Origin of the sequence: Oceanobacillus sp. FSL K6-0251, assembly GCF_038004725.1 — a bacterium.
Lineage (GTDB): Bacteria > Bacillota > Bacilli > Bacillales > Amphibacillaceae > Oceanobacillus > Oceanobacillus oncorhynchi.
Genome location: NZ_JBBORS010000001.1, coordinates 3940698 through 3953895, shown reverse-complemented (window position 1 = coordinate 3953895; position 13198 = coordinate 3940698). Strand labels below are relative to the sequence as shown.

Genomic DNA, 13198 nt, shown 5'->3' with positions numbered 1-13198 from the left:
AGAAATTGTATCAAATGTGTTGTCTTTTCATTTGATAAGTTTATACTAACCTTAAATCATGTCAAAAAATGATACTGTTTAGGAGGATATCATGAGAAAAGTAGAGCGAATTAATACTATCATGCGCTATATCAATAATCGTTCACGTTTTACTATATCAGAAATCATGCATGAATTTACTATTTCTCGTTCGACTGCTATTCGAGATATCAAAGAAATTGAAGCGATGGGAATGCCGCTTGTTGCTGAAGTTGGAAGGGACGGAGGTTATTTTGTTATGAATAACTCTGTCTTGCCAACGGTCCGTTTTACGGATAATGAGATAAAAGCGCTTTTTCTTGCGTTTATGGCTACCAGAAATCAGCAGCTTCCCTATTTGAAAAGCCGCCAGTCCCTGGCTGAAAAACTACTTGGCCTTATCTCTGAAAATCAACAGGACGATCTGGTGCTTTTAAATCAAATACTCCTATTTGAAGGGACCAATCCGAATAATCCTGATCTTCTTGATTTGTCTGATCTGCCTCATCCAATGTTGGAGCAGCTTATCCAACACATCCTTATGGATAGCTATTTGTGGATTACTGTACAGGAAGGGGAGGAGTGTAAATCCTATCCGATTTATCTTCTGCATCTTTACCGGGAGAAAAGCTACTGGTTGATGGAAGGCTTTCATTTCGAGGAGGAAAAGACACAGATTATTCCTGTGGATCAGCTTACCGATATTCGCACCTATCCTGTTAAGCATAGGATGAGCAGGAAAAAGATTTTGGAAAAACAGCGCAGCCAGAAAGAAGAGATTAATCTCGTGCTTGAACTGGGGCCAAAGGCGATTGCTCAATTTAAAAAGTATCATCCGCTGACTGTTTCTATTTCTTATACTAATCCTTACCAGACTCGGGCGCGTTTAAACACGTTTGTTGATGTGAGGAATGAGGAGGAGGTTAGTGAGATGGTGAATTGGCTGCTTTTTTTGGGGGATGATGTTGAGGTTAGGGAAGCACCAAGGAAGGTTTTAGAGGAAGTGCGGAGGAGAACAATGATGTGGTAATGAAAGAAAAGATTAATACAGAATATAGCTAAGGTGCTTACTCATCATATTTTCTTTAAAACAGGGCAGGTTTTCCTTTCCTCATTAAATTCTCCGATTTTAAGGATAGCCTGCCTCATTTTTGGGATTCCAATTCATTTACACAAATGATTTCTCATCATCTTTGTCGAGATTAATCCGATTTCCCTTTATATTTTGGAAAGTAACCCAATATAAATGCAATACCTGAAAATACTGCAGCTAATATAATTGCGGTTCTTAGTAATAAATCGCTGACATTTATCATTAATTCTCCATTACCAATTATTAATCCAAACAATTGTGTTAAAACCATAATCAATGCAGTCAAAATGGATAGTATTAGACTTACTATAAAAGCTTTTTCTAGAAATTTTTGCAATTTTTATCCTCCCCAAATTGGTAAAATTCCCATTCCTATTAACCATCCTATTATTACAACAGGAACGGCATAATAAAGAATTAACATACCAAATGTTTTTTCAGGCTTCGCACCTACTATGCCAGATGCAATATAAATTGATCCCGAAGCTGGCGGCATTTGTGCTGATGTTGAAGCAAACGTAATCACTGCAACAGCAGCAATTAAAGGTGAGAATCCGCTTGCAACTAATATCTCATATGAAACTAAACCTACAGCTGTTAAAGTACCCGTTGATGTTAAAGGTCCTGCTATAATCGTAATTCCTATGCCCAATAGTAATAATGTTAACCATGCTGGAGAATTTAGGGCATCAATAAATTGTGCGATATTATCAGAGAGTCCGAGTTTCGTTAAAACCTCGCTTGCTGCTACAGCAAAGAAAATAAGTGCACCAATTACTGTAAATCGAGGTATGGATTTTTGTATAAATTCCATGAACTCTTGGCTGGAATTTGGTAACGCTTTCCTTCCTAATAAAAAAGCGATAGCAATCATCAGGGTTGGTATCCAAACAACAATATCAATACTATCGATTGCTTCTTCTCCTATAGAAGGGGTATTAATCAAGCTATCTGATAAAGGCCCAATAGTAAGCATTAATGGAATAATTGCACCTAAATAGATAAATATGGATGACCATCCCTTTTTTAACGAAACACTCAATGGTTCAAGCGATTCAGAAGGGAAAGCTTTTATATTTTGTTTTTTAACAAAGAATGTTATCATAACTGCCCTATGAATAAACTGATAAGCCCCAGCTATAAAGAGAGCAATATAATATTCACCAACAGAAACAGCTGCTGCAACTGGGGCAAATCCTAAAACAATAAACATCGATGTAGTAGGAGGCAGGACAGAAGCCATTCCTCCGTTACCAACCATGACGGTTGCTGCTATTTCTTTGTTCCATTTATTTTTAATCATCCATGGTCCTGTAATTGACCCAGTTGCAGCGGTATTCCCTGAATCTCCACCAGACAGGGTTCCTAGAGCGGAGGAACCGATAGCATCCATAAAGGCAGGTGCCCCCGGCAGTCTCCCTACAAGTGAATTTAATATCCCAAGTAATTTATCTACAATTCCTAATTTATCTATTACATAGGCCATAAATACAAATGCAATGGCAGCATATAATACTGAAAAAGTCGAAGCAAACGTAATTCCCTGTACAAATAAGTTAACAGCGTCCTTACCGCCTAATAGTAGTATTGCCAAAAACCCTATTAAAGCAGCTTCCCCTAAATTTCTCTTTAATTTAACACTCCATAATATAAGTATTACAACAAATATCACTAATGCTAATATCCCCATTTTAAACCTCCTTCGATTAAGGTTAACTATTTAATGCATGGATAACTTTCTTCCAATCCAATTTTTCTTCAGACTTTAATTTTTCATCTAATTTTGCTCGTGTAATATATTCAAGTTTAGATTTCGTACCATTTGTCATATAAGGCTCTACGCCATTCCTTTTCATAAATTCTATTACATTCTCCATTTCTTTTTCTCTTCGTTTAGAATGCGGTACATTGCTTTTTATATATCTCTCTACAATTTCTTCAAACGGATCTCTGTCCATTGTTGAAGTAATTGAATCAAGTATTTCGTCTTCCAGTTCCAGTTTTTCAGCTGTCTCCATTACTTCATACAATAATGTGGAAAGGCCTTTGGTAAAAATACTGCGGATAAATTTAAAGTTTGTTGCATCTCCGACTTTTTTGCTAATGCAGGTTAAATTCATATCGAATTTTTGCCCCCAATTAACAAATTCGTTCCCATTAGTTCCGCTAACTAACATAGGTACTTTATGTCCGTATACCTTTAAAGCGCCCATAATAGCTGCATCAATTAAATTTAATCCTTTTTTATCCAGCTTTTCAGCTATCGTCTTTTTTTCTTCGGCACTCGCTGTTGTCAAATCAACATATAAAGTGGATGTGTCTAAAGAATCTATTATAGAATTCCAGACTTCTACTGCATTGTTAGCTGGAACTGCCACAAATAAAATATCAATAGATTTTCTGACTAACTCTTTAGGCGTATTAATAAAGCTTAACGTTGTAACTTCTGAAATATCCTTTGATTCTGATCCATGAAATAAAGGGTCAAAAGCATAAATAGTATCCACGTTATATTCACTGATACTTTTCGTGATTTCACGACCGACTTCACCGTATCCAATAAATCCTATATTCAAATCCAACACTCCATCTCTATTGACTATTATTTTTTATTGCGTCTCTTAACCAAGCAGGCTCTAGCGCAGAAGTATCATTATGTTGTTCGTTTAAATTAAATTCCATAATCTTTTGTAATCGTTTGTTTTCATACGCCAGCTTTTTTTCAGCTGATATTATAGATTCTTCTATTTTTTCGTGAGGAATAATGACAACGCCATCTTCATCACCTATTACAAAATCACCTGAGTGAACTTGGATGCCCCCGCAGCTGATTGTGTCATCGAAGGTTCCAGGTCCATTTTTACGCGGACCAGTCGGCACAAATCCTTTAGAATATATTTGTATATCCATATCCGATAAATCTTGTTTATCTCTAACTAGTCCATCAACAATTATTCCTTTTATTCCCATTTTTTCAGCTGCTGCAGCCATTAAATTACCTAGGCATGCTGCATAAGTAGAACCCTTACAATCCACGACCAGTATATCGCCGGGATTAGACTCATAAATCGCATAGTGTAAATATAAATTATCTCCTGGATAAACGGACACGGTTCTTACTTGACCAACCAGCGGTTCTTTATAATTTACAGGCTTGATATGATAATCCATTACATTCTCATAATTCATACTGTCAGCAAGTAATGTAGAACTTAATTCTCTCAATTTAGTGAGTATCGTTTCTTTTTCATTATACTGTTTAGACATAATCAAAACCCCTTAGTAAAATTTATTACATTTTAAATTAAAATAGTAATATTTATTACAATATAGCATGTCTGATTATTTGTGTAAACCTTTTCAATAAATTAAAAATAAAAAAAGCTTTTCACACCATATAAAAAATAGTGTGAAAAGCTTTAGGTTATGAATTGTTAATCCTTAGCATGGTAATGGATACTTTTAAGAATTTCATCGACTTTATCTAAGCGATCTGAATCTCTATTAGATGCTTGAATAGCTAATGCGTTTATGATGTAGTCTACAGCTACAGCTGCTGCAATCGGTGAATTATGAAATGCTAAACTATTTGCATCACATGTTATGACCACATCAGCATAGTCAACAATTGGAGAAGAATAATTATCTGTAATTGTAACTATTTTAACACCTCTTGCTTTAGCCGTTTTTATAAAATCATTAATCCGTTTTGCGTATCTCGGAAAACTTATGGCAATAAGTAAATCATCTTCGTCCATAGAAACTACTTCATCTACCCAATCTGACGTATCCGCTACCATAAGCCTGCAATTTCCTTTAATTCGATTTACGTTCTGAGTTAAAAACTGGCCGACAGGAAGCCCGCTGCGCACGCAGGTACAATAGACATGTCTGGCTTGCGTTATCAATTGAACAATATCATCCAATAAGGCCTTATCAACGTGGCTGCTAAGCGTTCTTAACTGATTAATATAATAATCAATTGTTTGTGCCCAGAGTTCTCCTTCTTCTACATTTTTTAGATTAGATTCTAATCGGGCGTGAGGAGATGCCTTATCTCTTAAATTATCTTGCAAATCATGTTGAAATTCTGAATATCCCACATATCCCAATTTACTCGTGAATCTCATTATTGTAGTTGTACTCGTTCCGACCTTTTTTGCTAATTGATTGATTGTATCAAAAGAAACTTCTGATGAATTTTTAATTATGTAGTCAGCAACTTTTCTTTCCGAATTCGTGAGATTTACAATGTTCTTCTTTAATTTATTTATCACGTTTTCCATCATATCACCATCAATATTTGTAGTTATTCACATGTATTACTGAATCAGGTATTCATGAATATTACGCTACTTTCTTAATTATCCGTGACCCCGCGTCAAGCTAGTATATATTAGCATACCAATTTTACGATAAAACAACAAGATGACACAGATGAAAAGAGCTTAGAAAAAATTTTATAAACACACATTGGAATAAAAGGGGGATATAAAAATCGGTAAATCTGATGAATAGTATTATCAAAATGGTTGTTAAATCCGTCTAGGCTTTCTTTTCTTGAGATCCCAGCTGTCTCTACAGAAAAACAAAACATTATAAACGTACATCAAATAAAGAATTACCCCCCCATCCAATTATAAAAATCTGTTTATCAAAAAAAAGAAATGGGAATGACTATTTAAAAGAAAGAAGGGCTTCAGGAAAGCCTGTACGTTATATTTCTTTTTTAATAAGGAATTTTATAGGAAGAGTGAAAATTTATTTGAAAATGTTGTCATAAATCTGTGGATTCACATTGTTTCAGCTTTTTATCCAATAGAGGAGGTTTCTATAATGAAAAAAGAACTGACGCAAGAACAGTTCAGCTATTCAGGCAGAAACGTTTTATCTGGTTTTTTATTTGGGCTTGGGATGGTTGCTTTTATTGACGAAGCTATTTTTCACCAATTGCTTCACTGGCATCATTTTTATGATCGTTCGACTACAGAAATTGGTCTTATTTCCGATGGGCTGTTTCACGCATTTAGCTGGTTTGCAACTGTCGGCGCGCTTTTTATGCTGGCTGATTTAAGGCGGCGGGGAGCTTGGTGGAAAAAGCGGTGGCTAGGCGGTATGACGCTGGGGGCTGGTGTGTTTAATTTGTATGATGGTATCGTTCAGCATAAACTGATGCAGCTGCACCAGATTCGTTATGGCGTTAACCTGCTTCCCTATGATTTAACATGGAATATTCTTGCTGGAATAATGGTAATCGCCGGAGGAATTGTCGTTTACCAAACGCAAAAACAGCTAAAGCTGCACAAGGGTGAGCCGGGATGATGGGGCATCAGCATGAAAATATGGCGCATACTGCTCACTCGATTGATGCTGTTACACAAATATTTTTAAGCCTCCCTTTTATCATTGGCCTATTGCTTTACATTACTGCAGTTATTTTTTCAAAAAGACAGAATAAGGCATGGCCTATATACCGCACAGTTTTATGGACAGCAGGAAGTGTTTTGTGCATTATCACCGTTGTAAATCCGTTAGCTTCTATCGCGCATCAGAATTTTACCATGCATATGTTTGGCCACTTGCTTTTAGGCATGCTCGGCCCGTTATTCATGGTACTGGCTGCACCAATGACACTGCTTCTGCGAACACTGCCGACACGTTATGCTAAAAAAGTAACAGCTGTTCTAAGAAGTCCGTTTTTTCATTTTCTTTCCAATCCAATTGTTCCTGCAGTATTAAATATAGGCGGACTTTGGCTGCTTTATACGACGGGTTTGTACAGCATGATGGAGACACTCATGTGGGTCCATGTGCTTGTCCACCTGCATGTTTTTCTAGCTGGATACTTTTTTGCGGCTACGCTGTTATATATTGACCCGATTCCATATCGATACAGTTATATCCATCGTTCCTTGGTATTGATACTTGCTTTAGCAGGACATAAGATTCTTTCCAAAGTCATTTATGCTTATCCTCCTGAAGGAGTTTCCAGAGCGGAGGCTGAAGCCGGGGGCATGTTAATGTATTATGGCGGGGACGCTGTTGATATCGTAATTATTATTATTTTGTGCTATCAATGGTATCAGTCAAAAAGAACAAGAGAAGTTCGTTATCCTGTGACGGGGTAAATAATGAACGGAAATGACAGGGTCTATGCTCTCTATTCCTATATATTGAATATAATCGGAAAATTATCTGGTTTATTCAATATATAGTTTTTTTGTTTGAAAGGTTTTGAAATGGAGTATTGTTATTCTCTCCTGCTAAACTTTTTCACTATCCAAACCTATAAATAAATCAAAATTTAAAGATAATCAAGAAGAATCGTGTCAGAAATCCTTGATAGAGCGAGCAAAAGGATTTAATATAAATATAACTTATTATAATCGTACACGTAAGCTGGTTGAAAAGAAGCAATTATCCCAGTGGACGGAGATGGATTATTCAGGAGGCTGAAAAAATGAAATGTAGTCCCAAATTAAGGTTATTTTCATTGAACTCCCATTATACCTTAGCAAAAGAGATCGCTGATATTTTAAATGTTCCTCTTGGGAAAAGCTCTGTGAAACACTTTAGTGATGGTGAAATCCAAATCAATATTGAAGAAAGTGTCAGAGGATGTGAAGTATATCTGATTCAATCTACTTCTGAACCGGCAAATGAGCATATCATGGAACTATTGATTATGATTGATGCGATGAAAAGAGCTTCAGCTGAATCCATCAATGTGATCATTCCGTATTACGGTTATGCACGACAGGATCGGAAGGCACGGGCCAGAGAGCCGATTACTGCCAAATTGATTGCTGATTTAATCGAAACAGCAGGGGCCTCCAGAATAATCACATTAGATCTGCACGCGCGGCAAATTCAAGGTTTTTTCGATTTGCCGGTAGACCAGCTTATGGGAGTACCTGTATTAGCGGAGTATTTTAAAAAGAAATTACCGACGGAAGAGGTTATTGTTGTTGCGCCGGATAATGGGGGCGTAGGTCGCGCCAGGAAGATGGCAACGATATTAGACGCGCCTATTGCGCTCATAGATAAACGGCGTCCCAAACCGAATGTATCACAGGTAATGAATGTGATTGGCAATGTGGCAGGGAAAAAGGTCATCCTTATCGATGATTTGATTGATACTGCCGGAACGCTTATATCGGCTGCTGATGCGCTGGTTGATAGAGGAGCGGAAGAAATATATGCTTGCTGTACACATCCTGTTTTATCCGGGCCGGCAGTGGAGCGGATTAAATCCTCCATTATCAAGGAATTAGTGATTACCAATTCGATTTATCTGCCAGAGGAGAAACAAATTAATAAAATCACATCCTTGACCATTGCGCCGTTATTAGCTGATGCCGTGCTGAGAGTTCATAACAATGCTTCTGTCAGTGTCCTGTTTGAATAAGTTTTTAGCATTTAGAAATACCTGTATTAATGACAAAAGGATTCAGTTTAGATACAACACCCCAAATGTGAGAGCAAGCAACTGACGTTTGGGGTGTTTTTATATAGAGGGAGGTTCAAATCATGTTATCCAAATCTACACAAGAAAAATTGAATAATGAAATCAATCAAACCTGTGAAGAGCTAAAAATCCCCGGCATGGCACTAACTATTTACCAACACGGCAACAGCATTTATGAAAAATATTATGGATACAGAAACATGAAAGAAAGGCTTCCTATTACAAAGGATACAATATTCGGCCTGGCTTCCATCACCAAATCCCTGACATGTCTGATGGTTATGAAGCTGGAGGAAGAAGGCCGGCTGCATAGCAGTGATAGAGTAACCGAATGGCTTCCCAATTTGAAATTGCCAAGAGAGGATTACTTGAAACAGCTGGAGATTAGGCATCTTATGTCCCATACCAGCGGTTTACCGGGATTGCCCTCTATTCATCACGCCCGCATGAAAAGCATTAGGAAGGATCCGGATGGCGATTTTTTATTTGGAAAATGGCAGGGGGAGGATAACTCTGCCATTCAAACTGCGAATGAATTGATTGAACAAATAAGCAGGATGGACTTTGCATTGTCAGGTCCTCCAGGAACGGTGTTCAATTACTCTAATGAAGGATATGGGATGCTGCAAAAAATTATTGAATTGGCGAGCGGAATGACGTTTATCGATTATGTGGAGAGAAAATTATTTTCCCCGCTGCGGCTAAAGAACTCCTTTTTTCTGACTGAATCCATTATTAACAAAGAAAATGTAACGGAATTATATGCCTATCAAGAAAAGCAGTCAGGTATTTTTCATTCGCCAGCCTGGTGGGATGTAGGAGCTATTTACACGAACGGGTCCTGGAAGGCTTCGGCTGACGATGTAATGAAGTATGCAGAGCTGCTTCGGTTAAATGGCAGGATACAGGGGCAAAGTCTTATTTCAGAAGATAAACTTGAAAAAATGACTTCCTCCGCTTTTTCGTTACCTAATGGCGGTGATTACGGCTTCGGGATAGAAATAAATCCGATTGGGGAATACATCCGGTTTGGTCATGGCGGCAGTATAAAGGGAGGTTCCTCTAATTTTCAAATCATTAAGGAAAAAGGAATATCTGCTTCCATTTTAATCAATATGGCCGATGTCCCGGCTGAAAAGATATTGGTTTCTGCACTACATATTCTTTTAGGGATATCAGCGGAGAATCCTTTCAAGAAAGATGATGTGTTATCTGGAAAAACATTGAATTTAAACCTGTTTTCCGGCATGTATCAATCAGGAGAAGGGAATAAAGCTTCCATATCGATACAGGATGATTTGCTTTATTTGAATCGGAATGAACAAATAACATGCTTTTCCCCGATATCTGAAAATGATTTTATCGCGGAAACGGGAGAGCGGATTTATTTTGCAAAGAATGGAGATTGTGTACATTCGGTTCTTGTTGGAAAGAGGGTATTGGAAAAAGTGGAATGAGAATAGATTCGATAACCCCTTGATTTCACGAGTTGATGAAATCAAGGGGAAGTGGTATAGGATTATGTTAAAATGTGCAGTAAGTATAATTATTTACGGATAAACTTATTCACTTATTTGAGTAAATTTATCATTTTGGGGTTGAGGAGTCATATTTGTCTTCTTATTTATTCTTTGAAGAAGAAAAGAAGACAAACAGGAAACTAGAATACCAACAATGATAGGTTGTACTATAGACTCTAAAAATAATTTTACTAAAAGCATAAACGACCCGGGGTGTATTAACACTAATTGCATATTTTCTATAGGCGAGTAAAAAGGAAACCACCCTTTACATATAAGTGATAAAATAGAAGTTGTAGTACTAGCATCTTTTGAAATGAAAGTAATTTCCTTAGAATTAAAAAATCCAAGAATATCATTGTGAGCATAATAGTATGAACCAAGAGCTAAACCTATTGTGCTAAAAATAATGATTATACTAAAGCCGGCATTAAACAATTGAATCAACTTCCAACCTCTTAAGTCTTTCTGCACACTACGAAACAATGCGAAAGAATAAACAATTGTAAAAATAATAGTAAACAATAAAAATGAATAGTTTTCAGGATTTTGGAGTACTAGTAATACCAGTAATAGTAAAATTTGAAGGAAGGTCATTAGCTTGACTAAATATAAACCTAGATTATCCCATTTATGAAAACCACCAGGTTTTGAGAAGAACCAAAACAAACCACTTAATAACATAATAAAAATAATAAGGTTAATAATATTTGGTATACGAGCATTTAAACTAAATGAATCTATAAAAATAATCAAAGAAATTGGAAGGATCAGCATACTGATATATAGCTTTTCTTTGGAGTGATTCATCATAAAATTCAAAAATAATTTATTTGATTTATTATATTTTGTTTTTACTTCTTCAATAATTTCTGTCTTTATTTTTTGAAACCAATGAATTAAATTCTTTTTGAACTGTGGAATTAAAAACTTTTTTTTGAAATTCAGTAAGTGATTAATTACTGGTATTAAAAGAGCAATTAATGTAGCAAAGAATATAGATCCTGAAATTATTCCTAATAGCATAAATAGATTCCTCCCTCTATATACTTAAAATATCTCCGAAATGCTCTTGTTTTCTTAGAATTTCTTAAACATCCAATTTGGGGTTGGATAGTGGGGGTGGAGCGTTTGTCAGAATACAGAATATTCTAATGCACTCCTAGCCATCCTAACGACCAAACAGGTAGTATTTGGTAAAAAATGGTGTAACCATGCTTGGTAACTCCACACTTCTTATGGTCGCTCACCCTCCCATGTATCACGGGATTGGTATCCATACATTCCCTCGTCCTGCGTATCCACAAGGTGGAGGTCGGAATAAGCTCCTATGCTGGGTCTAGCCCGAATGGAAAAAATAAGCTCCGACTCCGCATTATTGGTGTTTGTGTATTCTAAGTTCCCAAGGTCATTTGTTGCTATTTCTTTCTTCTACAGCTTAAGCTGCCTGTAAAGTTTCTATCTGAGGTAAACCTTTCAATAACTTGCTTCCATCAAATTCACACTGTTTTTGACCAATGACAAACAAGGCACGTAATAATTTCCCACACAACGCAATCAATGATTGTTGTTTCTTTAATGGATTTTCCGGGCGGGTCGTGTAATACCTATGCAAGGTTTGAAACGTCGGATTATTCGCTACGAGCGGTCGTATCGCTAAATAAATCGCCTTTCGCAGTTTCTTCCGTCCGCGTTTCGTTATTTTCGTTTCCCCTTTGAATTTCCCGGAACTGTGCTCCCGCAACGATAAGCCGGCCAGATTCACGAGTTGTTGCGGATGATGATAATTTGATATATCTCCTACTTCCGCGAAAAAGGTAGCTACGGTTGTTACTCCCAGTCCTTTGATAGCCAGCATTTCTTTTGCTCCTGGTATCTCTCCTAAGAGCGCCTCTATTTCCAAATCCAGCTCTTTCAATTGTTCTGCATACAGCTCATATTGGTCTAATAAGCTGTGTAGCTCTTGTCTGGCAAAGCGTAAGCCGATTTCTATGCCAACACTCTTCTTCGCTTTGTCTACCAGTTTGGTTGCTCGTTTGATACCAACACCACGTTTAACGACCGTTTGCCATTCCTCCAGTACGTCTTCTGGCGTTTTATCACGAATATCAGATGGAAATGGAAATGCCCGTAACGTATATAATGCGGCCTTTCCATTCCATTGTTTAAATACATCCTGAAACTCTGGAAAATAGCGCTGCATGTTATTTTGTATACGTCCTTCCGTAACTGTCTGCTGTTTGATGAGTTGATCTCGTAGTTTCATGGCTTCTCTTAACTCGGCATAGATGCCGTCGAGAAGGTTTGGTATAGAGTATCTCCCATCCTTCACCAGCTGGGCAATCACGCGCGCATCTTTGGTATCATTTTTCGTTGGCGAGTTATCATCCAGTTCTTTTGCTTTCTTGACATGCATCGGATTAACCAATACAAAATCCGTATCCTTGCTGATCAGATAATAACCTAAACTCATCCAATAGTGACCTGTTGGCTCAGCTCCTATGATGACATGGTTTTTATCGTGTTCTTTCTGGAGCTTTGAAATCCATTCCAGTAGGATTTCAAAGCCTTCTATTCGGTTTTCAAAGATCAATCTTTTCCCAAATTCATAGCCTCTGTCGTCCTGTGCTCGTGCCACATGTTTGTCTTTGGCAATGTCTATTCCCACTACAAGTGTAGATGGTGTGATTTGCGATATTTTGTGATTTTGATTATAATTCATGGATGAGTCCTCCTTGGTATTTTTTAATTTCGGGGTCATTGCAATGACACCCTGTACTATACCAAGAGGGCTCTTTTTTGTTCAAACCTCAAATTTCTTCATTACAGGAATGCTCCTAATTTATAATTAATTTTCCTACGATATCTTTCTTGTGATAGTTTCAAAATAATCAATAATTTATTCATCGCAACGACAAAAAGGTAAAATACAATCCTAATTTAATGGCTTTTAAAACAAAATCAGCTTAAAGATTTTCATAACATTATTCATTGATTATAGAAGGAGATGTTCTTGTCCGCCTAAAATCAAGTTTTTTAAACAGGGGAGAATAATAATTTTTGTTTACCAAAAATAAGAAAAGGGAATAGCTTTGAAAG

At 36.9% G+C, this 13198-nt stretch carries 12 protein-coding genes; 5 read left to right on the top strand and 7 right to left on the bottom strand.

Annotated features, from left to right (window positions below; genetic code table 11):
- The first annotated feature begins 91 nt into the window (after positions 1 to 91).
- A complete protein-coding gene (locus MKY45_RS19540; protein ID WP_256705075.1) occupies positions 92 to 1048 on the top strand; it encodes a helix-turn-helix transcriptional regulator in 957 nt (318 codons plus the stop codon).
- A 172-nt stretch (positions 1049 to 1220) separates the two neighbouring features.
- Here the strand turns inward: MKY45_RS19540 and MKY45_RS19535 are convergent, their stop codons facing one another.
- The 5 genes from MKY45_RS19535 to MKY45_RS19515 form a co-directional block, all read right to left on the bottom strand.
- Entirely contained in the window at positions 1221 to 1448 is a 228-nt protein-coding gene (locus tag MKY45_RS19535) for a hypothetical protein (protein WP_193064638.1), read from the bottom strand.
- A 3-nt stretch (positions 1449 to 1451) separates the two neighbouring features.
- On the bottom strand, positions 1452 to 2801 hold the full coding sequence (locus MKY45_RS19530) for a TRAP transporter large permease subunit (protein WP_341173266.1): 1350 nt from the start codon (positions 2799 to 2801) through the stop codon (positions 1452 to 1454).
- A gap of 22 nt (positions 2802 to 2823) precedes the next feature.
- Positions 2824 to 3687, bottom strand: a complete 864-nt coding sequence (locus tag MKY45_RS19525; protein ID WP_341173265.1) for a DUF1932 domain-containing protein — start codon at positions 3685 to 3687, stop codon at positions 2824 to 2826.
- Between the two features lie 16 nt (positions 3688 to 3703).
- Positions 3704 to 4378 carry an RraA family protein gene (locus tag MKY45_RS19520; RefSeq protein WP_193064641.1) on the bottom strand — a complete coding sequence of 225 codons (675 nt, stop codon included), beginning with the start codon at positions 4376 to 4378 and terminating at the stop codon, positions 3704 to 3706.
- Positions 4379 to 4545: 167 nt separating this feature from the next.
- On the bottom strand, positions 4546 to 5397 hold the full coding sequence (locus tag MKY45_RS19515; protein ID WP_256705074.1) for a MurR/RpiR family transcriptional regulator: 852 nt from the start codon (positions 5395 to 5397) through the stop codon (positions 4546 to 4548).
- Between the two features lie 550 nt (positions 5398 to 5947).
- Between MKY45_RS19515 and MKY45_RS19510 the strand changes: the two genes are divergently transcribed.
- The 4 genes from MKY45_RS19510 (at position 5948) to MKY45_RS19495 (ending at position 10036) form a co-directional block, all read left to right on the top strand.
- Positions 5948 to 6433: a DUF2243 domain-containing protein gene (locus MKY45_RS19510; protein WP_193064643.1), complete on the top strand. Its 486-nt coding sequence runs from the start codon at positions 5948 to 5950 to the stop codon at positions 6431 to 6433.
- The gene (locus tag MKY45_RS19505; protein ID WP_226895061.1) at positions 6430 to 7239 is read left to right on the top strand and encodes a cytochrome c oxidase assembly protein; all 810 of its coding nucleotides are present in this window, start codon (positions 6430 to 6432) and stop codon (positions 7237 to 7239) included. Before MKY45_RS19510 ends, MKY45_RS19505 begins: the two co-directional genes overlap by 4 nt.
- A 332-nt stretch (positions 7240 to 7571) precedes the next feature.
- Positions 7572 to 8519 (top strand): ribose-phosphate diphosphokinase, encoded by a 948-nt coding sequence (locus MKY45_RS19500; RefSeq protein WP_341173264.1) that lies wholly within the window; start codon positions 7572 to 7574, stop codon positions 8517 to 8519.
- Positions 8520 to 8641: 122 nt separating this feature from the next.
- Complete coding sequence (locus tag MKY45_RS19495) at positions 8642 to 10036, top strand: serine hydrolase domain-containing protein (RefSeq protein ID WP_341173263.1); 1395 nt, start codon at positions 8642 to 8644, stop codon at positions 10034 to 10036.
- Positions 10037 to 10141: 105 nt separating this feature from the next.
- On the opposite strand, the gene MKY45_RS19490 is transcribed toward MKY45_RS19495, so the two are convergent.
- Together MKY45_RS19490 and MKY45_RS19485 are read right to left on the bottom strand one after the other, a co-directional pair.
- Positions 10142 to 11125, bottom strand: coding sequence for a hypothetical protein (locus tag MKY45_RS19490; RefSeq protein ID WP_341173262.1), 984 nt, complete (start codon positions 11123 to 11125; stop codon positions 10142 to 10144).
- Between the two features lie 412 nt (positions 11126 to 11537).
- Positions 11538 to 12821 carry an IS110 family transposase gene (locus MKY45_RS19485; RefSeq protein ID WP_341035585.1) on the bottom strand — a complete coding sequence of 428 codons (1284 nt, stop codon included), beginning with the start codon at positions 12819 to 12821 and terminating at the stop codon, positions 11538 to 11540.
- Positions 12822 to 13198 lie beyond the last annotated feature (377 nt).